Below are 22,719 nucleotides of genomic sequence, written 5' to 3' on the forward strand. Positions count from 1 at the left end.
ATCGTCTGTGAACTTGAAACCTGCTCTTACCCGCAGGCACTGGCAGCGACAATCAAGCGTCTCGCTCATCCCATCTCACCGTCGCCTTGTCTGCCCCCGCCCCATTCATTGTCCAAGTGGCTTTGCAAACCCCCTCGCACAGCGGCGTTGTGGATTTGCTGAGCTACGCCAGCCACGCACCCTTGCCTGCGGGCACGCTGGTGCGCGTGCCCCTGGGCCGCCGCGAGGTGCTGGGCGTGGTGTGGGACGCCGAAGAGGCCACCGGCGAGCTGCCCGATGGCGCCACTCTGCGCTCACTAGCGGGCGTGCTGGAAGGTGTGGCGCCGCTGGATGCGCACTGGCGCCGCCTGGTGGCGTTTGCGGCGCGCTACTACCAGCGTGCGCTGGGCGAAGTGGCCCTGGCCGCCCTGCCCCCGCAGTTGCGCGACCTCCAACCCGAGCAGTTGGCCCGGCGCCTGCGCCGCCCGGCCAAAGAGACTGGGAAAGCGGGAAAAGTAGGAACAACAGAAGAGTTGGGCGACCCACAAAATGCTATACAAAACATAGCACTTAGCGCTGAACAGGAAAGCGCCAGGGCCCGAATTTCTGCAGAAAAAGGCCCGTTTCTGCTGTTTGGCAGCACCGGCAGCGGCAAGACCGAGGTGTACCTGCGCTGCGTGCAAGAGATGCTGGAGGCCGACGCCACGGCCCAGGCGCTGGTGATGGTGCCCGAAATCAACCTGACGCCCCAGCTCGAAGAACGCTTTGTGGGCCGCTTTGCCCCGCGCTTTGGGGCGGGCGCCGTGGTGTCACTGCACAGCGGCATGACGAACCCGCAGCGCCTCAAAAGCTGGCTGGCCGCGCACAGTGGCGCGGCGCGCATTGTGCTGGGCACACGCATGGCCGTGTTTGCCAGCCTGCCGGGGCTCAAGCTCATCGTGGTCGACGAGGAGCACGACCCCAGCTACAAACAACAAGAAGGCGCCCGCTACTCGGCGCGCGACCTGGCCATCTGGCGTGGGCGCGAGCAAGGCGCCAAGGTGCTGCTGGGATCGGCCACGCCCTCGCTAGAGAGCTGGCACGCCAGCCGCCCGCCCACGCCCGAAGACCCCGAGGGCGGGCGCTATGTGCGACTGCACATGCCCAGCCGCATTGGCGCGGGCGCACTGGCCCGCGTGCGGCGGGTGGACATGAACCAGCAGCCCCGGCGTGCCGTGTTCAGCGCGCCGCTGCTGCAGGCCATCACCGAACGCGTGGCGCGCGGCGAGCAGAGCATGGTGCTGCTCAACCGCCGGGGCTACGCGCCCGTGCTGCACTGCGTGGACTGCGGCTGGAAAAGCGACTGCCCGCACTGCAGCGCGCACCAGGTGTTCCACAAGACCGACCGCACCCTGCGCTGCCACCACTGCGGGTTCACGGTGCGCGTGCCAGCGCACTGCCCCAGCTGCGGCAGCCCCGACATCCACCCCATGGGCCGAGGCACCGAACAGCTGGAAGAACAACTGGCCGCCCTGCTGCGCAACGTGCAACGCGCTGACGGCAACGCCGCCCGTGTGGCCCGCATCGATGCCGACACCACCAAGGCCAAAGGCGCGCTGGAGGCGCAACTGGCCCAGGTGCACGCGGGCGAGGTGGACGTGCTGGTGGGCACGCAGATGATTGCCAAGGGCCACGACTTTCGCCGCATCACGCTGGTGGCCGCCGTGCAGCCCGATGGCGCGCTGTTCAGCAGCGACTTTCGTGCGCCCGAGCGGCTGTTTGCGCTGCTCATGCAGGCCGCAGGCCGCGCCGGGCGCGACGCCGCCTACATGGCCGCCCAAGGCACGCCGTGCGAGATGTGGGTGCAGAGCTTTCACCCCGACCATGCCGTGTTTGAGGCGCTGCGCCGGCACGACTACGAGGCCTTTGCCGCGCAGCAATTGAAAGAGCGCCAAGAGGCCGCCATGCCCCCGTTTGCCTACCAGGCCTTGGTGCGGTCCGATGCCCGCACGCAGGAGGTGGCCCAGGGCTTTTTGAGTGCAGCCACCGCAGCCGCGCACGCCGCGGGCCTGCCTGGGCTGGAGCAGGTGACCCTGTTCCCACCCGTGCCACTCACCATCCAGCGCGTGGCCAATGTAGAGCGCGCACAGATGCTGATGGAAAGCAGCAGCCGCACCGCACTGCAGCGCTTTTTGGCCGCATGGCAGCCCGTGCTGCAAACCACGCGCAGCCAGCCAGAGCACAAGGGCCTGGTGCGCTGGCTGGTGGATGTGGACCCGCTGACGATTTGAGCTGCATTTGCGGCAATGTCCAGGGGGCAGAAGCGCTCAATCGATAGGCGGAACAGCCAACTGCGCGGATCCAAGAGGGCGCTTATCGAAGGTATTGCACGGCGCTACTGCCGGTAGCCCCTGGCTGGGCAGGGGCTGAAATCTGACACCACAGGCAGCACGCCCCAGGACACTCCCGGACACCGCCACCACAGTACATACTCCGGACACCGTCCATCCCTGCCCCAATGCGTTACTACACCAACCTCCTGCCCCCGCTGTGGACCACCATCGCCGTTGCAGTGGCCACCCTGGCGACCAACTGGATCTGGGCATCGTGGTTCATCAAAGCCAAAGGGACAGGCCTGGCGGTGCTGATGGTCTACAGCATCTTCGGGTGGCCGCTGATGCTGGCCGCCATCTACCTGGCTCTGGGTTTTATCCTCAGGCTCTGCGAGGGCCTGCCCTGGCTGCGCATGGCCATCGTGCTGGCAGTGATCGGGGCTGGCTTTGCCGTGTTTGGCGTGCCTGGCCCGTGGAACCTGCTCCTGTGCGCCGCCCTCGCCCTGTCTGTGGGGCTCCAGGCCATGCGCACGGCACAGGACGATGCCGATCTGGAGAAACTGTAAATGGCCGTCAAAGAGAGGCCGCCAAGCGGTCTGCTGGCCAGCTTTTCGGCGCCGCTGTGGGAGCGGCTGGGCCTGGTTGGCGTGCGGCCTGAATGGATCGTCAAAGGCCAGCACCGGGGCTATGACTGGATGGCCATCGAGCTTGACCACCGGCCCACGGGCATGTTCCAAGAGACGTACGTCACCACCACCGTCTTTGTGGTTCGGCTGCCGCACCAGTCCCCGGACTGGTATCTGCCCAGCCACCGCATCACGCCCGAGCAGCAGGTGTGCGTGGACGACGCCTGCGTCTACGCCGCTGCACTGGGGCAGCAGCCCCGTGTGCGCACATGGACTCACTGGCTGGACCTGGCCGTGGACGCGGCCGAGGAGGTGATCCGCACCGAAGGCATGCGCCGCAATGACAGCCCGCAGCAGAAAGCCGAGCGGGCCGACGAAGCCAGTTGGAACCCGTCTGATATGAGCCTGCTCCTTCTCTGGCTGGTGCCGATGGCGGTCTTCAGCTTTCTGAACGTGATGATGCTGCTGGAGGCCTATGGCGACTGGCAGCGCCACGGCGCCATCCTCCGCTGCCATCCCAAAACCGCCATGGGCACCTATCTGCAAGACTGGAAGGCAATGGCCTATGCCGCTTCGCTGGCAGTCCCCCTGTTGATCGTGCCCAAGGCGCTGTACACCATGGCCACGCGCATGTACAAGCCGGGTTTTCTGTTTCAGCTCTGCGTCGAAGGGGCAATCTGGGCAGGAACCACGTATGCGCTGTACCACGCCCGGCAGGCCCTGGTGGAATCGGTGCAGCGGGCTTGCTAAGAACCTGTTCAAACAGCAACCGCCCTGTGCAAGGGCCCCTGTGCGATGTGATTGAAAATGCCCTGATGACAAAACCATGGGCACATGGTGCCCGGTGTGCTGGCTGGTGGATGTGGGCCTGCGGACGGTTTGAGCGCCTTCACGGCGCAGAGCCAAACACCGCCAGCGCCGTCTGTTTATTGAGTAAATTTCGGCTCTAGCGCTTTCACAGAAAGCGCTAGAAGCTATAAAAACAGTAGCAAAACCACACCAACCTCCAGTCAAAACCCATTCAAGACCCAGAGGAGACAACCATGGCCCCCGATGCATTTGCCCAGACCCTTGCCGTGCAAGGCTTTGAGCCTCCAGTCACCGTGCAGCGCGAAGCCCACGGCATGCTGGCCCAGCACACCCACCCCTTCGAGGCCATGGCCTTGATCCTGGCGGGCGAGATCCGCATCGCCGCACATGGCACTGAGCGCACCTACCGCAGCGGTGACATCTTTCACTTGCCCGCCCACGAGCCCCACACCGAGCACTATGGCCCCGAGGGCGTGACCTATCTGGTGGGGCGCAAGGCGGGTTAAAGGGCTGGCGGCCCTCTGCTCAGGCAGCCGTCAACTGGGCATGGAAGCGTTGTACAACCGCAGGTAGCACACTTCGTTCGCCTGCAAGATGAGGCCCACTGTGCATTGCGGCGAGTACCCCGTAGGCACTTTGAACTGCCCGCCTGTGGCAGGCGTCAGCGCCGTGATGCGCTGGGGCTGGCTCGTCGTGTTCTGGACGGTGTAGACATAAAAGCGGTCACCAAAAAACAAAGCGGTCTTATGGGGAAGGTGGCCTATCCCTCCCGCAGCCTGGTCCAGCACTACCTCGGCAGGTCCCATCACAGCCAGGGCCGGTGCGCTCCACTGCGCGCCCACAAAGGCCGCGCAGGCCAGCAGGCCCGCCGCCAACACCTTGAGGGCCGCATGGCCCTGGCGCTTCATGGTGCGGTAGGCGCACGCCGTCAGCACTGCGGCCATGGCGATCAATGCCCATTCCGACAAGGTCGGCACGCTTTGGGAAGCCAGCGGTGAGTAAGCCACCGTCCCCATCGATTGCGCGCTCGCGCTTTGCGCTATCACCCCTGCAGCGGCGGCCAACACACCTTGCCGCATCCAAACCATCCATTGCTTCATTTGTTCACCAGCGTTGAAAAAGGGCGGATTCTGAAAGCGCCCTCGCCAAGTGCAAAGCACCAAATGGCAACCCAGCAAAACCTGCGGATAACGCAATGAATCATTGACACGGGGCCGCACAAAACAAAACGGCGCACTGCCTGGGCAGTGCGCCGTTCATGCCTTGGGGCAGCGGCCCCAAAAGCCGCAGCCTCGTTCAGGCCTGGATCACATCGCTGTCATCGGGCCACGGGCATCACAGTGCCCCGTCGCCCAGCACAATGCCCTCGCGGCGGGGGTCTACGCCGCCTTCGAGCTTGGTCTGGCCGTTGCGGTTGACGCGCATGATGGTGGACACGCCGCTGGACTGCGCGCCGTTGTTCACCGTGTGGCCCTTGGCCTTGAGGCCGTCGATCAGCCCCGTGAGGTTGAGCGCCGTGTTGGCACCGTCCACGTTGGTGGTGGCGCTGTTGGTGGCGCCAATGTTCACCAGCGAGGTGGCCTGCTGGGCATCGAGCCCCCAGTCCAGCGCGCCGACCACGGTCTTGAGCACGTACTGGATGATGGTGCCGCCGCCGGGCGAACCGGTGGCCATGACAAAGTCGCCGGGCGCAGTGCCCTTGAACACCAGCGTGGGGGCCATGGTGCTGCGGGGGCGCTTGCCAGGGGCCACGCGGTTGGCCACGGGCACACCGGCGGTGTCTGCGGGCTGGGCCGAGAAGTCAGTCAGCTGGTTGGTCAGCAAAAAGCCGCCCACCATGTGGTACGAGCCCATGCTGGACTCGACGGTGGAGGTCATCGACACCACGTTGCCGTAGGCATCGACGATGGAGAAGTGGGTGGTGCCCTTCTCCACGGTCTTGTCCACGCCCAGTGGCACATCGCCCAGGTTGCCCGCCGTGGCCGTGCCCATGGACTTGCCATCGGCGTTGATCAAAGCGGCGCGCTGCTTGAGGTAGGTCTTGTCGATCATGGACGACACACCGTTGCCAGGCAGCGGGATGAAGTCGGTGTCGGCCACGTACTTGTCGCGGTCGGCATAGGCCAGGCGCTCGGCTTCAGACACCAGGTGCACGCCCATCACGCTAGGCACGCCGCCTTCGTTGGCGGGGTTGGTCGGGCCGTATTTGGACAGCTCGAAGTTCTCCAGAATGCCCAGCGACTGCGCAATGGCGATGCCGCCCGACGAAGGTGGCGACATGGTGCAGATGTAGTAGCTGCTGCGGTACGTGGTGCACACGGGCTCGCGCTTCTTGGCCTGGTAGGCCTTGAGGTCGGCCACGGTCATCAGGCTGGGGGTGATGGGCGTCTTGGCCGTGTCATCGCCCACCGACTGGGCGGCCTTGGCCACGATGGCATCGGCCATGGCGCCAGAGTACATGGCCTCTGCGCCGCCGGACGCGATGGTGCGCAGCGACTGCGCATAAGGCAGGTTGGTGGTCACGGTGCCGCTGGTCTTGGGGGTGCCGTCGGCGTTGAAGTAGGCCGCCACGGCGTTGGCGTCCAGGCGCAGGCTGGCTGCGTTGGAGGCAATGGCGTCACCCATGCGGGTCGGAATCTTGTAGCCATTGGTGGCCAGGTTGACGCCTTCATTGAACAACTGGCCCCAGGCCAGCTTGCCGTGTTCTTTGTGGGCCATGTCCAGCATGCGCATCACACCGGGCACACCGATGGAGCGGCCGCTGCGGCGGGCACTGGGCACGGGCGCGGCGGACGACGCGTCGGCCTGGTTCTGACGCACCAGGTAGTAACCGGTGGCGGCTGCAGGGGCGGTTTCACGGCCGTCGTAGGCCACCACTTTCTTGGTGGCGGCGTCGTAATACATCATGAACGCGCTGCCTGCGATGGTGCTGGACTGCGGCTCGACCAAGCCCAGCACGGCCTGCACGGCCACGGCCGCATCCACGGCGGTGCCGCCGGCCTTGAGCACGTCGCATCCGGCCTTGGTGGCCAGCGGGGTGTTGGCCACCACCATGTAGTTGCTGGATTGCTTGGCCTTGTAGCCCAGGCGGTAGCCCGAGGCAGCCTCGGGCGCTGCGGGGTCGCCCGCCAGGCCCGAGCCCACCACCACGGGCGCGCCCGTGCTGGAGACGATGGAACAGCTCTGGGCGTTGGTGTCTACGATCAGGTCAGAGTCGGAGCCGCTTCCGCACCCATACAGCGACAAGGCCACGGCCACGGGCGTCAGCGCCCAAAGCCACACTTTTTTCTTCATTCCAGACTCCTGTGATGTCAAAACGGATTGCAGTGTCACACTGCGGAAACATTTTGACGCAACAAGCGTGCCGACGTGGGTGCGGGGCCTCTACCGAGGGAAAACCCTCGGAACCTGTTTGCGATCCCCCAGCCGCACCATTTTGGTGTCTGGCCGTTCTGGGGACTCAGGCGAGCAGGGCCACAGCCGCAGAAAAGCTCAAAAACGCCAGCGCGGTAGACACCAAAATGATGCGGGCGATGCGCCCGTTGTTGGCGCCAAACCGCTCCGCCAGCAGCGAGACATTGCTGGCGCTGGGCAAGGCCGACAGCAGCACCAGCACCGTGAGCGCAAAGGGCGTGAGCGGCACCCCCAAGGCCATGGCCGCAGTGCCTGCGCCCCACACCAGCAGCGGGTGCACCAGCAGCTTGGCCAGGGCGATGGGCACGTAGTCGCGCGCAGGCACCTGTTCATGCGCATTCATTTGCGAGCGGGCGAGCACCGCACCAATGGTGAACAGCGCCACGGGCGACGCCGCATCGGCCAGCATGGCCACCGTTTTGTCGACCGGGCCGGGCAGCTTGAACTGCAGGGCCGAGGCCAGCGCCCCCAGCGCTATCGACCAGGGCATGGGGTTGGTGGCCATGCCCTTGAAGGCACTGCGCAACGCCACGCCCACGCCGTGGGTGCCCGCTCCATCCAGGCGCGACAACGCAATACACAGGGAGCTGGTGATGACCATGTCCACCACGATGGTGACGATGGCTGGCCCCGCACTTTGCGCGCCCAGCAGCGCCACCAGCAGCGGCACGCCCATGAAGCCGGTGTTGGGGAAGGCCGCCACCAGCGCGCCAAAGGCGGCATCGTTCCAGCCCAGGCGTGCGTTGCGGGTCAAAGCCACGGTGGCCCCCACCATGACCAATGCACACAGCAGGTACACGCCCGCGACGGCAGGGTCGAGCAACTGGCCAATGGGCGTGCTGGCACCAAAGCGGTACAGCATGCACGGCAGCGCGAAAAACAGCACAAACGCATTGAGCCCCGGGATGGCGGGCTGCGGCAACACCCCCCGCCGGGCGGCCAGATAGCCGCACAGCACCAGGGCAAAGAAAGGGAAAGTGATGGTGAGGACGGACAGCACGCTTGCATTGTCCTTGCAGCGCCTGACCCCGGGGCCTGCAGCCCCTGAGGTGGTCAGCGCAAAGTCAGGTGGGTGGACTCGCGGGTGGCGAGAGCTGGCACCGGGTCACTGCTTGCGCTGCACGATGAGGTTGCGCTTGGCATCCTCAGGGTAGGCAAAGGTGATGGCGCCGTTCTTCACCATGCCCACCACCAGCATGTTGCGGGTGATGGCGTCTTTGTCGCTGGCGCTGAAGGGGTGGTCGTAGGTGGTGACCACGCCATAGTAGGTCTTCATCTTGCCTTCCAGCGATTCCTTGATGGCCTGGCCCGTCAGGTTGCCGTCGCGGATACCGAGGAACGAATACATCAGCAGGTAGGTGGCGTCGTAGGCGTTGGCGGCGGCCATGGGCACGGCGGGCTTGCGCTGGAACTTGCGGCTGTAGCCTGACAGGAACGAGGCCCGGCGCTCGTTGCTGGGCTCGGCCACAAAGGTTTGCACCGTGAGCGCGCCTTCGGCAGCATCTTTGGCGCCGTCCAGAAAGAAGGGGAAAGACAGCGTCCAGGGGCCGACTTGGGACACCTTCCAGCCCAGGGCCTTCTTGCCATTGGCGATGACGGCGTTCTCTGGCCCGACGGTGTAGCTGTAGATCACGTTGGCGCCCGCATTGCGCGCGGCAGACAGCTCCGCACTCAGGTCCTTCACCCCCAGCGGAAAACGCGCCACATGCACCGGCTTGAGGTTCTTGGCCGCCAGGGCGTCCACCACATCTTTGTAGCCGCCTTCACCGTAGCCGGTGGTGTCGGCAAAAATCGCCACCTTGTCCCAGCCGCGCTTGACGACCTCGTCCACCATCATGGGCGCCTGCAACGCATCGCGCCCCTGCACGCGGAAGATGTAGCTCTCTGGGGCGGGGTAGGTACTGGTGATGGCCGAGCCCGTGGCGCAAGGCACGATCAGGGGGGTTTTGGCTTGCTGGAACAAATCCAGCGACTTCAAGGCCACGCCGGAGTTGCAAAACCCCAGCACGGCAGACACTTTCTCAGACAGCAGCTCTTGCGCGGCTTGGCGCCCCCGGGCGGGGTCCGCCATGTCGTCTTTCACCACCAGTTCCATCGGGCGGCCCATGTAGCCGCCCACAGCGTTGATTTCTTCGACCGCCAGCTTGATGCCGTTGAGCATGGGCACACCAAAATCGGCCGAGGCACCGGTGAACGGCCCGATCACACCGATGCGCACAGGCACATGCGAGCCCTGGGCCTGGGCCCAGGGGGCACAGCCCAGCGCAAGCACAGCCCCCGCAGCGACCAGCGCGGTACGCAACAGGGAGACCGGTGCGGCAGGCCGCAAGGTCAGGGGGCTGGAAAGGCGGGGGGAAAAGCGAGAAACGGAGGAAGGGAAACGGAAGGAGAAGCGAAAGGCCTGCACTGTGTTGTTCTCTCTGATTTTTGGAATGCCGGGATGTGCGAAGCAGTATCTCGACAAGCACCAGAGCCCCCAAGCGGGATTTCCCGCAAGGGAGTGCAAACAAATGTTACAGACCTAGACCCCAAATATCAGAACTGCAGGGTCTTCTCAACCTCTTGTACCTTGCGGCGCGCCAGGGCCAGATTGGCCTTGGACTTGTCCAGCACCAGATACATAAAGATGCCATCTTTGCTGGCCATGGGGCGAATGATGTGGTACTGCTTGCCCAGGGTGATCAGGATGTCATCGATCACATCGTCCAGCCCCAGCGCGCGCATGGTCTTGACCTTGGCGCGGACCACTTCAGTGTTGCCAGCGGCAGCCAGCTCCATGTCAACGCCGCCACCAGCGCTGCCCAGCAGCATGCCACTTGCACTGTCCACAATGGCGGCGCACAGGGCACCATCGACAGCGATGAGTTGGCTCAGGGATTCATTCAGATTGGACATTTGCTTTCCTTTGATCGCACTGGCTTTGTTATGAAACAGGCGGTGGCTGCCAATGAAACGCCACGCCCGACCCTCAAATTCAACGCAGGCCAGCGGCCTGCCTGGCCCGCAGCATCAGCGCTGCCCAGCCAGGGTTTGGGAGATTTCTCCGGCAGACCACAGCGCCCGCCCCAGCACGGCCCCGGGCCTAAGCACCAGGCACAGAATGCAGGGAAAGTCGCCGCCAATGGCCTGAAAGACCACTACGTTGCCCTCGGCCTCAAAAGTGAGGCGGTTGCAGTTGGACACCTGGATCTCACGCCCCACCGCACGGCCCATGGCCATGAGCGAGCTGGCCATAGCGGCCAGCCGGTTGACTTGCAGGTCGGAGCGATTGCGCAGCGAAGCGATCTCAAAGCCGTCGGGGGTGGTAAGCAGCGCCATCTGCAACCCATCGATGGGAGCGGCATAGCTGTCTAACGCTTGCTTGGCAGAGGTCACCAAAGACGCCGGGATAGAGGGGTGGGATGGCTTCATAGAGACTCGTTACGCAATGACAACATCGTCACCAAAACCCCCAGGGCCTGCAACATCTGATTTCGGTCCCTGACGTCCACGGGCAACACCGGCACGACGCCATGCCCCGCGGCCATCAGGCCTGCGGCAAAGGCTTCGATCTGCGCTTGCGACGCCTCTCGGGCGCTGAGCACCAGGGTCACAGGGGGCAAGGGCACGGCCGCGGTTTCGTGCAGCAAGGCGCTGGTGAGCTCCAGGGCGTCCGGGGCGTGTAGGTCGGCCATGACGAAGATGCCCACGGACACCGAGATGACCCACTGGCGCATGAAATCAAACCGGTCTTGCCCGGGGCAGCCGCACAGCTGCACGCGCTCGCCGTCGCCCAGGTCGATCTCGCCAAATTCGGCGCCCACCGTGGTGTATTCCTTGGCGTGGGCCACACGGTCGAGGTTGGGCACATCGGTGGAGACCATGTCGCTGCCGCACAGCGCATGGATGGCAGTGGTTTTGCCAATGCCCATGGGGCCCAGCAAGGCAATGCGGTGCATGCCGCCGGGACCCTGAGCGGGGGTTGAAGGGTGTGTCATGTGCGAATGGCTCCACGCAGCCAGTGCGTCAAGCGCTGCACCAAGCGCCGCTGGCCCGCCCCCGGCGCGGGGTGCCCAGGTTGCACGCCCACCGGCTGTGCAGCCACCACCTGGGTGCGCAGCACACCGCGCTGGCGCAGCTCTACCAGCAAAGCACGCGCTTGTTCAGGTGCCAGGCCGCCATGCTCTTGCAGCTGAGCCACCGTCACGGCCTCGCGGGCCAGCATGGCCAGGGCGCGCAGGTAGCTGGGCCCGTTGAAGGGGGCGGCCAGCGCCACCCAGCTGGCCAGGCGGTAACGCGCCGTGGCATCAGCGCCCTGGCCGGTCGCCAGGGCCTGGGCGCCCACGGGCACAAAGGCGGGTTGGGGTTGGCGGGCCTTCCAGTCCATCAAGAAGACGGCGGCACGGTCCAGCATGTCAATCAAGTCGGCCACGGTGTAGTCCGGTGGCAAGCGCCCCACCCAGGTGGACGCCCGCATCCAGCGCGCGGGCTGCTCGCCCACCCAGATGACGCACGGAGGCCAGTGCGGCAGATCGATATGACCCGCCGAGGCATCGAGCACCAGCACTTGCGCACGCAAAAGTGCGGCCTCGCGCCAGGCAAACACCGACTTGCGCGATGCAACGGAAAACAGTTCGAGAAAACGGGCCCGCAGGGCCGGCGACAGCAAACCGGTTGCAATATCGCCACTCAAATTCTTTTTCATGCCAGGTCTCGTGGAGGGGTTGCAAATGGGCGTTAGAACCGGCTCAGAAAGAGCATGGCGCCGCTCAATAAGAGGTCAGCCCGGCCATCAACTGCTTTGTGGCGGGTCCGACAACGGCAACGGACACAATCTGCAACAGACTCCAAAAGAATAAGCCAGCTGACGATAAATTGCTGGGGTAAATACGGATTAAGAGCGCGCGGCAACCCTAGTTGACAATTGCACTGCACGGCTCGCAACACCGATGCATGTGCCCCTTGCCTGAAATCAACGCGGGGTATCATTCGCCCCCCTTGCACCTGCCGTGCATGTCCGCTCTCCCCCTCTCACTACCCCCCATCTAGCGCTCCATGTCTGCCGGTCTCAACCTCGCCCAGCTCCAGGCTGTCCACTACACCGACGGTGCCTGCCTGGTGCTGGCCGGCGCAGGCTCGGGCAAGACGCGGGTGATCACCATGAAGATCGCCCACATGATCGAAAAGGGGATGGACCCCAAGCGCATTGCGGCCATCACCTTCACAAACAAGGCGGCCTCTGAAATGCGCGAGCGTGCGCAGCACCTGATTGGCCGCCGCGCCAAGGATGTGCTGGTGTGCACCTTCCACGCCCTGGGGGTGCGCATGGTGCGCGAAGATGGCCATGTGCTGGGCCTCAAGCCCCAGTTCAGCATCCTGGATGCCGACGATGTGACGGGCATCCTCAAAGACGCCTCGGGCGGCACCACCGACATGGCCACGGCGCGCCAGTGGCAGTGGGTGATCAGCAAGTGGAAGAACATGGGCCTGACCTCCGAGGAGGCTCTGGCGCAGGCGGCGGACGACAACGAGCGCATCATCGCCACGCTGATGGCGCGCTACGAAGAGCGCCTGACGGCCTACCAGAGCGTGGACTTTGACGACCTGATCGGCATGCCGCTGCGCCTGCTGCGCGACTTTCCGGAAGTGCGCGCCAAGTGGCAAGCGGCGCTGGGCCATGTGCTGGTGGACGAGTACCAGGACACCAACGCCACGCAGTACGAGCTGCTCAAGCTGCTGGTGGGCAAGGACGGGCACTTCACGGCCGTGGGCGACGATGACCAGTCCATTTACGGCTGGCGCGGCGCCACGCTGGACAACCTCAAAAAGCTGCCGGTCGATTACCCGCACCTCAAGGTCATCAAGCTGGAGCAGAACTACCGCTCCACCAGCGCCATCCTGCGCGCAGCCAACAACGTGATCGGCCCCAACCCCAAGCTGTACCCCAAGACGCTGTTCAGCGAACTGGGCGAGGGCGAGCCAGTGCGTGTGGTGGACGCCGACAACGAGGAGCACGAAGCCGACCGCGCCGTGGCGCGCATCCTGAGCCTGCGCGCCTCGGTCAACCCCATTCCGGACTGGAAGAGCTTTGCCATCCTGTACCGCGCCAACCACCAGGCCAAGCCGTTTGAAAAAGCACTGCGCAAGGCCAACGTGCCGTACAAGGTGTCGGGCGGCACCAGCTTTTTTGACCGCGCCGAAATCAAGGACCTGTGCGCCTGGTTTCGCCTGTGGATCAACAACGACGACGACCCAGCGTTTTTGCGCGCCATCACCACGCCCAAGCGCGGCATCGGCCACACCACGCTGGCATCGCTGGGCGCCTTTGCCACGCAGCACAAGCAGAGCATGTTTGGCGCACTGTTCAACGGCATGCTGCCTGCAGCGGTGCCCAAGCGCGCCATGGACGGCCTGCATGAGTTTGGCCGCTACATCAATTACCTGGAATACAGCGCGCGCCGCACGCACGGCGCCGAGGATGCCCGCACATTCCTGAACGACTGGCTCAAGGAAATCGGCTACGAGCAGCACCTGTACGACAACGAAGACAGCGAGAAGGTGGCCGCCGCCCGCTGGAGCAACGTGATGGAGTTCTGCGACTGGATGGCGCAGCGCGCGGGCGGCCAGATCGACGACACGGCCGGCGCCGTGGTGGCCAAGGAAACCAAGAGCCTGCTGGAGGTCTCGCAGACCATTGCGCTGCTGTCCACCATCAGCGAGCGCGAGAAGGACCAGGACATGGTCACGCTGTCGACCCTGCACGCCAGCAAGGGGCTGGAGTGGCCCCACGTGGTCCTGGTGGGCGTGACCGAGGGCATGCTGCCCTTCAAGCTCGACGACGATGAAGGCCGCCAGCAAAAGATAAGTGACGACACGCTGCAGCGCCTACAGGAAGAGCGCCGCCTGATGTACGTGGGCATCACCCGTGCCCAGCGCACGCTGGCCGTGAGCTGGACCAAGCGCCGCAAAAAGGGCCGCGAAATGGTGGCCGCGCAGCCCAGCCGCTTCATCGCCGAAATGGGCCTGGACAAAACCACCGTGCGCGAAGACCCCCGCGAAAAGCTCAAAGCCTTGCGCGCCGAGTTTGCCGCCAAGAAGGCGCAGGCAGCCGGCACACCACCCGCCGCCTGAGCGGTGCCGCACCCCAGCAAAGCCACGCCATGCTCCGTTCCACCCTCCTGCCACTCCACCGCTCTTTGGCATCAGCCGCTTTGATTTTGATAGCTATCAGCGCTTGTCCTACAAGCGCTAGAGGCCAAAACAACCCACAATCCGGCGCAGCCTGCACGGCGGCGGTGGCCATGACCCACCAGCACCTGCAAGGGCGCTGGCACGCGGAACTGCCAACGGTCACAGCCGGTGCATCGCCCCCGCAACCACCCACCCAGGCGGTGCTGCAACTGGGCCCGCACCCGGAGCTGGCACACAGCGTGCGTGGTACCGTGCAGCGCAGCGGCGCCACGGCCCAGGTCAGTGGCGACGTCGATGACGGCGACCTGACGCTGGAAGAATCGATCAACGGCACCAACATCAGCGCCACCTGGACAGGCCGGGTGGTGGAAGGCAGTTGCGGCAAGGAAATACGCGGAACATGGAACAACTCCCAAACACCCAACACCCAGCAGCCCTTCATCCTGCGCAAGCAGGCGGGCTGGCAGTGACCCCCGCCCACTCGGGCCGCCGCAGCGCTTGGCCTGCAGCCTTGGCCCTGTTGCTGGCCCCTGCTGCCGCCATGGCGCAGACCGCGCCCGGCACACCCGCTTCCACGGCTTCCACCGCCTCGGCCAACGACGCCGCCTGGCGCCGCTGCGCCGCCCTGTCGGGCGACAGCACGGCACGCCTGGCTTGCTTTGACGCCTGGGCCGGACAGCAGGCCTGGCAGGCCCCTGCAGCGTCGGCATCGGCCTCTGCAGCAGCCTCGCCGGTGGCCGATGCCAACGCGCCTGCCACGCCGGTAGACACCACCTTGCCCGCCACGCGCATCATCGAAGTGGCCCGCACCGAAGGCTGCCGCGACCCGCAGTACAGCGACCTCTCGCGCTTTTGGGAGCTGGAGTCGGGCAGCGATTGCGGCACCTTCAGCTTCCGGGGCTACCGGCCCATCACCGTGTCGGTGGTGGCATCAGACTCGGTCAACCGCCAGCCCACATCGCCGTCTCCCGGCCATTCGGCCACCGAGAGCACGCCCTACCGCACCACCGAAAACCGCATCCAGCTGTCGGTGCGCACCAAGCTGGCGCAGGGGCTGCTCACGCAGGGGCACCCCACGCTCAAGGACTCGGTGTGGTTTGGCTACTCGCAGCAGTCGTACTGGCAGCTGTTCACGCCCCAAATCTCGCGCCCCTTCCGCGCCACCGACCACGAGCCCGAGGTGATGTACGTCTACCCCACCACCGCCCAGTTGCCTTTTGGCTGGCGCTGGCGCTACAGCGGCGTGGGTCTGGTGCACCAGTCCAACGGCCAAAGTGAGCCCCTGTCGCGCAGCTGGAACCGCGTCTACCTGATGAGCGGCATGGAGCTGGACAACCGCTGGAGCGTGAACGCCAAGCTGTGGAAGCGCCTGTCTGAAAGCGCGGACAGTGACGACAACCCTGGCATCAGCGACTATGTCGGCCGGGGCGAGCTGGCCGTGTTCTGGAACGCCAACAAGGACAACACGCTGGGCGCCACCTTCCGCAGCGCCCTGTCCAGCAGCGGCCGGGGCTCGGTGCGGCTGGAATGGATGCAAACCCTGGGCAGCGGCCTGTGGGGCAGCAAGAGCAACCTGCGCCTGCACACCGCGCTGTTCAGCGGCTATGGCGACAGCATGATCGACTACAACCGCAAGCGCACCGTGTTCAGCCTGGGGTTGAGTCTGGTGGATTTTTAAGCAGGCACATCCCCCTGAGGCGCTGCGCGCCTTCACCCCTTCTCTCGAATGGCTGCGCCATTCGGGAAGGGGGACGCAGCCCTCGCTGCGGGGCGGCCCTTGCTTGGCTGCACTGGCCTAGGCAGCGCCAGTTGCGTACGCATCTTGCCAATAAAACGGCCGGGCGCAGCCTGGGGCCAGACGCGCCAAACACCCCGCTCACAACTCGTTACGACATCTTCCTCAAGTTTCACAGAATGGTGCCGAGTGGCCGCCACAATGGCACGCGCACAACAACAGGCGTAGCCCTCTGTGAAAAGCGCTCAATAAGAGCCACTTTCCCATCGTTTTACCAGCCATTGCCTGCCCTGTGCGCCCTCGACAATGCCGACAAAGAGGAACACACCCATGGACATGCAATACCAGCTCAAAGCAGGCAGCTACTACCTGTACGACATGCGTGAAACGCCCAGCGCCGTCACGGGTGAGCGCAGGTTCAAGCTCAAGACGGACACCGTCGCCATTGCCTTTGACGCCCACACGGGCCAGGTGCACCAGCACGGCAGCCCCACCCGCATCCAGTCCTGGGCCAACAACACCCGCCGCCGCCTGCGTGCCGCAGGGGCACAGCAAGAGGCCAACGACATCGTCGTGGTGTCTGGACCCCTGCCGGTGGACGAACTCAATAAATGCCTGTGGGTCAGCGGCTACGTGCGCCGCATGTTCTCGCGCCTGGCCACCCTGCCCCACGGCAAGCTGCAGCGCCCTGCCGAGCCGTTTCGCAAGGCCGCCTGAGCGGGTCACCCCGCCTCCCGCCGCCGTAGCGCGGGGCACAAAAAAAGGCCGCATCGCGGCCTTTTTGCTGGGCGATCGCAAAGACCACCGGGCGGGCAAACCTCAGTCTTCTGTGTCCAGCAGCTCCACCACCTGGGCATGCTTGACGATGGTGACCGGCACGGCACTCGCCCGCGCCACCTCTTGCGACACCGAGCCCAGCAGCGCACTGCTCAAGGCCCCATGCCCCTTGGCGCCAATGACCACGAGGTCGACCCCATTGCGCTCGGCCATGTCCACCAGCGTGTGGGCCACGTCGCCCACACCAATGTCGGTTTCGCAGGCCACGCCCGCCGCATCCAGCAGCGCACGCGCTGAGGCCAGCAGGTGTTCACCCGCCTCCACACTCGCTGCTGCGATCAGGTCCGGGTCGCGGCTGGTGACCAGCTCGTACAACGTGGCGGGCTCTTGCACATGGGCCAGCACCACGCTGGCTTGCAGCCCTTGCTTCAGCAATTGCAGGGTGTGTTGCACCCCATCAAGCGACAACTCCGAACCGTCCACCGCCACCAGAATCTTGAGCATGCTGTTCTCCTTGTGCGTTGCTGAAAAGCCCAGTGTAGTCATGCCGCACAAGCCCTTTCAGACCCAACGCAAACGGGCTGCAAATTCCGGTGTCTGGAGGTTTCGGCCGAGGCTCTGGGACAATTGCACCCATGCTTCAGTTCGACCTTCTCAAAACAGACCCCTCCAGCCACGCTCGCCGTGGCACCCTCACGCTCAACCACGGCGTGGTGCAGACCCCCATCTTCATGCCCGTGGGCACCTACGGCACCGTCAAGGGCGTGATGCCGCAAAGCCTGCACGACATGGGCGCGCAGATCATCCTGGGCAACACCTTTCACCTGTGGATGCGCCCGGGCCTCGACGTGATGCAGAGCTTTGGCGGACTGCACGGCTTTGAGAAGTGGGACAAGCCCATCCTCACCGACTCGGGCGGCTTCCAGGTGTGGAGCCTGGGCGCCATGCGCAAGATCACCGAAGAAGGCGTGACCTTTGCCAGCCCCGTCAACGGCGACAAGCTCTTCATGTCGCCCGAGGTGAGCATGCAGATCCAGACCACGCTCAACAGCGATATCGTGATGCAGCTTGACGAGTGCACGCCATACGAGACCAAAGGCCACCTCACCACCGAGGCCGAGGCGCGCAAATCCATGGAGATGAGCCTGCGCTGGGCCAAGCGCTCGCGCGACGAATTCCAGCGGCTGGAGAACCCCAATGCGCTCTTCGGCATCGTGCAAGGCGGCATGTACAAAAACCTGCGCCAGGAGTCGCTGGAAGCGCTGGTCGAGATGGACTTCCCCGGCTACGCCGTGGGCGGCGTGAGCGTGGGCGAACCCAAGGACGAGATGCTGGACATCATGGCCCACACGCCCCACCGCCTGCCCGCCCACAAGCCGCGCTACCTGATGGGCGTGGGCACGCCCGAGGACTTGGTGCAGGGCGTGGCCGAAGGCGTGGACATGTTCGACTGCGTGATGCCCACGCGCAATGCGCGCAACGGCACCTTGTTCACCCGCTATGGCGACCTGAAGATCCGCAACGCACGCCACAAGTCAGACCACCAGCCGCTCGACACCAGCTGCACCTGCCACGCCTGCGCAGGCAAGGACGGCGTGGCCTGGGACCAGGGCGGGCGCGGCGGCTTCTCGCGCGCCTACCTGCACCACCTGGACCGCTGCGGCGAAATGCTGGGCCCCATGCTCACCACCGTGCACAACCTGCACTACTACCTGAACCTGATGCGCGAAGTGCGCGAGGCGCTGGACGCGGGCACCTTCAGCCAGTTCCGCGCCCAGTTCAAGGCAGACCGCGCACGGGGCGTTTGATGCACGGAGACAGGGTCGGCACCTTTGAACTGGAAATATCCGTTCGGGCTGAGCCTGTCGAAGCCTTGCGCAGCGCTTCGACAGGCTCAGCGTGAACGGTTCAAGAGGATTCAGGCCAAATCAAAACCACCAAAGCACCTCAACTCCGGTGCTGCCAAGTCATTCGCAAAACCATCAAGAGCCGGTGGAGCCGATCTCAGAGCAGATCCGCCCACCGGCTTTGTGCTTTCAGCGGCCTACGTCCGCCAGATCGATCTGGCTGGTTTCGCGGCTGGTCCACAACGCAGCCAGTGTGAACAAGCCATTGGCCGCCAGGTACAAGCCCACGCCGCCCAGGCCATAGGACTTGTTCAAGTCAATCGCAATCAAGGTGGGCAACGACGCCCCCACGATGGACGACAGGTTGTAGGCCATCGACGCGCCCGAGTAGCGCACCTCGGTCGGGAACAGCTCGGGCAGCAAGGCCGCCATGGGGCCAAAGGTGCAGCCCATCAGCGCCATGCCGATCACGATGAACAGCAGCACCGAGCCTGGCGTGCCATGCGTGAGCAACGCAGGCATCAGCGCACCAAACGCCATGATGCCTACGGTCACAGCCATCATCCAGCGGCGGCGGCCCCATTTGTCGGCCTGGTGCCCGGCCACCATGCAGAAGATGCCAAACACGATGGCCCCTATCAACAAGATGCCGGTGAACGTGTTGGCCGGGATGCCCAGCCCTGTGGGGTGGCCTGCGGCCGAAACGCCCGCCGGGCTTTTGGAGTACACCTGCACAAACGCCGTCATCAGGTAGAACAGCACGTAGGTGGTGGTCATGATGAGTGCGCCCTGCAGCACCTTGCCGCCATGCTGCGTGAACACGGCGCTGACGGGGGCTGCCAGCTTGCGGCCGCTTTTCTCCACGTCCTGGAAGACCTGGCTTTCGTGCAGCGTCAGGCGCACATACAGCCCCACCGCCACCAACACGATGGACAGCACGAACGGAATGCGCCAGCCCCAGGCGATCATGGCGTCGGGGCCAATGAGGGCGGTGATGATGAAGAACACGCCGTTGGCCGCAAACAGCCCGATGGGCGCTCCCAGCTGCGGGAAACTGCCAAACCAGCCCCGCTTGCCGGGGGGCGCATTCTCGGTGGCCACCAGTGCGGCACCGCCCCATTCGCCCCCCAGGCCAATACCCTGGCCGATGCGGAACACACACAGCAGCAGCGGCGCGGCCAGGCCGATCTGGTCGTAACCCGGCAGCAGGCCAATCGCTACCGTGGACAGGCCCATGGTCAGCAGCGAGGCGACCAGCGTGCGCTTGCGACCAATGCGGTCACCAAAGTGGCCGAACAGCGCCGAGCCAATGGGCCGCGCCAAAAACGCCAATGCCAGGGTGGACAACGACAGCAGCGTGGCCACGGCCGGATCGCCCTTGGGGAAAAACTGCGAGTTGAACACCAGCACCGCCGCAGCGGCGTAGATGTAGTAATCGTAGAACTCGATGGCCGTGCCGATCAGCGAGGCCACGGCCACCTTTTGGGGTGAGTTGCGGGGAGGGGTGTGCGGCGCATCGGCTGCGCTGGCGGGGGAAGCAGACATCAAAACCTTTCGCAGCAGAAGGCAGGCAACCGCCCGGACTCCCGCCTAGGGAAAACCCTCGATTTTAAAAACCGGCGCCCACACACCTGGGCACAGGCACCCCCTTCAGCATCTCGATACAAGATGTCACACATCGCTTTGAGCGATGGCAAAACACGGGCTGGCGAGGGCCATCCGGGACGCACAAGTCCCAGCGCCCGCAGGCTGCGCACAATGGGCGCGACGGGGCATCCTCCCCTACACGCAGACACAAGGAAATCTCACCATGCAGGTCTTGATCACAGGCGGCACCGGGTTCATCGGCCAGGCCCTGGTGCAGCGGCTGATGGCAGCGGGCCACGCCGTCACCGTCTGGAGCCGCAACCCCGCGCAGGCCGCCCGGCAACTGGGCGCTGGCGTGCGGTGTGTGTCCGCGCTCAACGCCATTGCCGCCACGGACCGCATCGACGCCATCGTGAACCTGGCCGGGGCCCGCGTGGTCGGCCCGCCCTGGACGGCCGCACGCCGCCAGGTACTGCTGGACAGCCGCGTGGGCACCACCCAGGCCCTGCTGCAATGGCTGCAGCAGACTGGGCAGCGCCCATCGGTGTGGGTGCAGGCCTCGGCCATCGGCTTTTATGGCGTACGCCCGGCCGAGGAGACCCTCACCGAGACCAGCGCGCCCGGCCAGGGCTTTATGTCAGAGCTGTGCGTGCGCTGGGAGCAAGCCGCCGCGCAGGCCACCGCCCTGGGCATACGGCAAGTGGTGCTGCGCCTGGGCGTGGTGCTGGGGCCTGGCGGCGCGCTGCCGCCGCTGCTGCGGCCCATCCGGCTGGGGCTGGGCGGGCGCATGGGCTCTGGCCAGCAGGTGATGAGCTGGATCCACCGCGACGATGTGCTCACGCTCATCACCACCGCGCTGCTCGGCACGCCCAACAGCCCGCAGAACAGCCCATCCATGCAGGGCATCTACAACGCCACCGCCCCTGAGCCCGTGCCCCAGGCCACCTTTGCCCGCACTGCAGGCCAATTGCTGCACCGCCCTGTGTGGCTGCCCGTGCCCGCAGCGCCCCTGCGCTGGGCCCTGGGCGAGATGGCCCAGCTGTTTGTCGATGGGCAAAACGTCGTGCCCGCCCGGCTGCAGCGCGAGGGGTTTGCCTTCGCCTACCCCGGCTTGCGAGAAGCCTTGCGCAGCCTGGTTTAGGCGCCCGTCAGGTCAGGCCACCCCCCCAGTGACCCGCGCGCGGGCTCCAGCCAAGGGTTCTCCAGTGGTACGACATCAGACATCAACTCCTATACTCCCGCCCCAGTGCAGGCGGCAGCGCTGGGGCAACCCAGGCCGCTGACCCGCACGCCATGCCCGCATGGCGACAACAACAACGACTGGAGACTGAACCATGCCATTTTTGAGAGCAGCGGTGTGCGTGCTCGCCGCTTTTTCCGCCTCTTTCGCCCTGCCCGCCGTGGCGCAAGAGAACTGGCCCACCAAGCCCTTGCGGCTGATCATTCCCTTCCCGGCAGGCGGCAGCAGTGACCAGTTGGGCCGGTTGATGGCCAAGGAGCTGGGGCAAAAACTGGGGCAGCCGGTGCAGGTGGAAAACACCGACGCCAAGGGCACCAAGGCCGCCGCCGGGGCTGCGCCCGATGGCTACACGCTGGTGCTGTCAGGCGTGGGCACCAACGCCATCAGCCATGCGCTGAACCCCAACCTCGACTACGACTCGCTCAAGGACTTCGTGCACATCTCGCAGTTGTCCGAAGGACCCAACGTGCTGGTGGTGGGCGCCGCATCGCCCCTGAAGTCGCTGCAAGACCTCATCGAAACAGGCAAAGCCCACCCCGGCAAACTCACCTATGCCCAGGTGCACGCCTCTTCGGGCCATTTGTCGATGGAGCTGCTCAAGCAAACCGTGAGCACCTGCGTGAGCGGCTCGTCCGGCGCCCGCAACTGCACCACGCTGGGGCTGACGGGCGTGCCCTTCACCGGCGCCAAGCCCGCGCTGGACGCGGTGCTGGACAACAAGGCGGGCATGATGTTCACCAACCTGGACGCCGTGGCGCCGCATGTGCGCAGCGGCAAGCTGCGGGCACTGGCCGTCACCAGCCTGTTCCGCAACCCGCAACTGCCCGATGTGCCCAGCATCTCCGAGGCGGGCTACCCGGGCTTCAAGGCCGTGTCCTGGGTGGGCATCTCGGCCCCCAAGGGCACACCACCCGCCGTGGTCGCCCGGCTCGAAAAGGAGATGGAGGCCGCCTTCAAGGCCTCGGACACCCGCAAGCAACTGGAGGCGCAAGGCCTGGTGGTGGTGGTCTCTCGGTCGGCCGACTACACCGACTTCATCCGCAAGGAAATCGAGCGCTGGCGCCGGGTGGTGAAGGTAGCGGGCATCCAATCGCCTGCGTAACGCCAAGGCAGCCAAATCACGGCAAGCCAGGGCCCTGGCTTGAGAAACCGCCGCTTGGCTTCAACTAAGCGGCTTGCACCCCTCTTGCTGCAGGCCCCATGTGCCGGAGCATGGGGCCTT

21 protein-coding genes are annotated in these 22,719 nt (G+C 65.2%); 11 read left to right on the forward strand and 10 right to left on the reverse strand.

Annotation, left to right across the window (positions count from 1 at the left end; translation table 11 throughout):
- Window positions 1-116 precede the first annotated feature (116 nt).
- The 4 genes from priA (at window position 117) to CLU86_RS15015 (ending at window position 4,233) form a co-directional block, all read left to right on the forward strand.
- Window positions 117-2,249 carry a primosomal protein N' gene (gene priA, locus CLU86_RS15000; RefSeq protein WP_233195036.1) on the forward strand — a complete coding sequence of 711 codons (2,133 nt, stop codon included), beginning with the start codon at window positions 117-119 and terminating at the stop codon, window positions 2,247-2,249.
- A 227-nt stretch (window positions 2,250-2,476) separates the two neighbouring features.
- Window positions 2,477-2,857, forward strand: coding sequence for a hypothetical protein (locus CLU86_RS15005; protein WP_099742170.1), 381 nt, complete (start codon window positions 2,477-2,479; stop codon window positions 2,855-2,857).
- Window positions 2,858-3,667 carry a hypothetical protein gene (locus CLU86_RS15010; RefSeq protein WP_099742171.1) on the forward strand — a complete coding sequence of 270 codons (810 nt, stop codon included), beginning with the start codon at window positions 2,858-2,860 and terminating at the stop codon, window positions 3,665-3,667.
- 293 nt (window positions 3,668-3,960) lie between these two features.
- The gene (locus CLU86_RS15015; RefSeq protein ID WP_099742172.1) at window positions 3,961-4,233 is read left to right on the forward strand and encodes a cupin domain-containing protein; all 273 of its coding nucleotides are present in this window, start codon (window positions 3,961-3,963) and stop codon (window positions 4,231-4,233) included.
- A gap of 30 nt (window positions 4,234-4,263) precedes the next feature.
- Here the strand turns inward: CLU86_RS15015 and CLU86_RS15020 are convergent, their stop codons facing one another.
- From CLU86_RS15020 to CLU86_RS15055, 8 genes are all read right to left on the reverse strand, one after another.
- Window positions 4,264-4,827, reverse strand: a complete 564-nt coding sequence (locus CLU86_RS15020; protein WP_099742173.1) for a midcut-by-XrtH protein — start codon at window positions 4,825-4,827, stop codon at window positions 4,264-4,266.
- Between the two features lie 235 nt (window positions 4,828-5,062).
- Complete coding sequence (locus CLU86_RS15025; RefSeq protein ID WP_099742174.1) at window positions 5,063-7,021, reverse strand: gamma-glutamyltransferase family protein; 1,959 nt, start codon at window positions 7,019-7,021, stop codon at window positions 5,063-5,065.
- A 166-nt stretch (window positions 7,022-7,187) separates the two neighbouring features.
- Window positions 7,188-8,141 carry an AEC family transporter gene (locus tag CLU86_RS15030; protein WP_099742175.1) on the reverse strand — a complete coding sequence of 318 codons (954 nt, stop codon included), beginning with the start codon at window positions 8,139-8,141 and terminating at the stop codon, window positions 7,188-7,190.
- Window positions 8,142-8,246: 105 nt separating this feature from the next.
- Window positions 8,247-9,470 carry an ABC transporter substrate-binding protein gene (locus tag CLU86_RS15035; RefSeq protein WP_369803824.1) on the reverse strand — a complete coding sequence of 408 codons (1,224 nt, stop codon included), beginning with the start codon at window positions 9,468-9,470 and terminating at the stop codon, window positions 8,247-8,249.
- 206 nt (window positions 9,471-9,676) lie between these two features.
- Entirely contained in the window at window positions 9,677-10,036 is a 360-nt protein-coding gene (locus CLU86_RS15040) for a hypothetical protein (protein WP_099742176.1), read from the reverse strand.
- Between the two features lie 114 nt (window positions 10,037-10,150).
- Window positions 10,151-10,552 (reverse strand): roadblock/LC7 domain-containing protein, encoded by a 402-nt coding sequence (locus tag CLU86_RS15045; protein WP_099742177.1) that lies wholly within the window; start codon window positions 10,550-10,552, stop codon window positions 10,151-10,153.
- Complete coding sequence (locus CLU86_RS15050; RefSeq protein ID WP_099742178.1) at window positions 10,549-11,118, reverse strand: ATP/GTP-binding protein; 570 nt, start codon at window positions 11,116-11,118, stop codon at window positions 10,549-10,551. Before CLU86_RS15050 ends, CLU86_RS15045 begins: the two co-directional genes overlap by 4 nt.
- A complete protein-coding gene (locus CLU86_RS15055; protein ID WP_099742179.1) occupies window positions 11,115-11,825 on the reverse strand; it encodes a hypothetical protein in 711 nt (236 codons plus the stop codon). Before CLU86_RS15055 ends, CLU86_RS15050 begins: the two co-directional genes overlap by 4 nt.
- Window positions 11,826-12,175: 350 nt before the next feature.
- Here CLU86_RS15055 and CLU86_RS15060 point away from each other — a divergent pair, with 350 nt between their 5' ends.
- The 4 genes from CLU86_RS15060 (at window position 12,176) to CLU86_RS15075 (ending at window position 16,763) form a co-directional block, all read left to right on the forward strand.
- Window positions 12,176-14,251 carry an ATP-dependent helicase gene (locus CLU86_RS15060; protein ID WP_099742180.1) on the forward strand — a complete coding sequence of 692 codons (2,076 nt, stop codon included), beginning with the start codon at window positions 12,176-12,178 and terminating at the stop codon, window positions 14,249-14,251.
- 170 nt (window positions 14,252-14,421) lie between these two features.
- Window positions 14,422-14,781 (forward strand): hypothetical protein, encoded by a 360-nt coding sequence (locus CLU86_RS15065; protein WP_233195038.1) that lies wholly within the window; start codon window positions 14,422-14,424, stop codon window positions 14,779-14,781.
- Window positions 14,712-15,989 (forward strand): phospholipase A, encoded by a 1,278-nt coding sequence (locus CLU86_RS15070; protein ID WP_099742182.1) that lies wholly within the window; start codon window positions 14,712-14,714, stop codon window positions 15,987-15,989. Before CLU86_RS15065 ends, CLU86_RS15070 begins: the two co-directional genes overlap by 70 nt.
- Before the next feature lie 387 nt (window positions 15,990-16,376).
- Complete coding sequence (locus tag CLU86_RS15075) at window positions 16,377-16,763, forward strand: hypothetical protein (RefSeq protein ID WP_099656839.1); 387 nt, start codon at window positions 16,377-16,379, stop codon at window positions 16,761-16,763.
- 102 nt (window positions 16,764-16,865) lie between these two features.
- Here CLU86_RS15075 and CLU86_RS15080 read toward each other — a convergent pair whose 3' ends face one another.
- Window positions 16,866-17,327 carry a universal stress protein gene (locus tag CLU86_RS15080; RefSeq protein ID WP_099742183.1) on the reverse strand — a complete coding sequence of 154 codons (462 nt, stop codon included), beginning with the start codon at window positions 17,325-17,327 and terminating at the stop codon, window positions 16,866-16,868.
- A gap of 131 nt (window positions 17,328-17,458) precedes the next feature.
- Between CLU86_RS15080 and tgt the strand changes: the two genes are divergently transcribed.
- Complete coding sequence (gene tgt / locus CLU86_RS15085; protein ID WP_099656841.1) at window positions 17,459-18,631, forward strand: tRNA guanosine(34) transglycosylase Tgt; 1,173 nt, start codon at window positions 17,459-17,461, stop codon at window positions 18,629-18,631.
- 228 nt (window positions 18,632-18,859) lie between these two features.
- Here the strand turns inward: tgt and CLU86_RS15090 are convergent, their stop codons facing one another.
- Window positions 18,860-20,215, reverse strand: a complete 1,356-nt coding sequence (locus tag CLU86_RS15090) for an MFS transporter (protein WP_099742184.1) — start codon at window positions 20,213-20,215, stop codon at window positions 18,860-18,862.
- Window positions 20,216-20,480: 265 nt separating this feature from the next.
- On the opposite strand from CLU86_RS15090, the gene CLU86_RS15095 reads away from it, so the two are divergent.
- Together CLU86_RS15095 and CLU86_RS15100 are read left to right on the forward strand one after the other, a co-directional pair.
- Entirely contained in the window at window positions 20,481-21,398 is a 918-nt protein-coding gene (locus tag CLU86_RS15095) for a TIGR01777 family oxidoreductase (RefSeq protein WP_158236337.1), read from the forward strand.
- A gap of 193 nt (window positions 21,399-21,591) precedes the next feature.
- Window positions 21,592-22,599, forward strand: coding sequence for a tripartite tricarboxylate transporter substrate binding protein (locus CLU86_RS15100; protein WP_099742186.1), 1,008 nt, complete (start codon window positions 21,592-21,594; stop codon window positions 22,597-22,599).
- Window positions 22,600-22,719: the final 120 nt, after the last annotated feature.

It is taken from the genome of Acidovorax sp. 62, from assembly GCF_002754495.1.
In the GTDB taxonomy this organism is placed as follows: Bacteria; Pseudomonadota; Gammaproteobacteria; order Burkholderiales; family Burkholderiaceae_C; genus Acidovorax.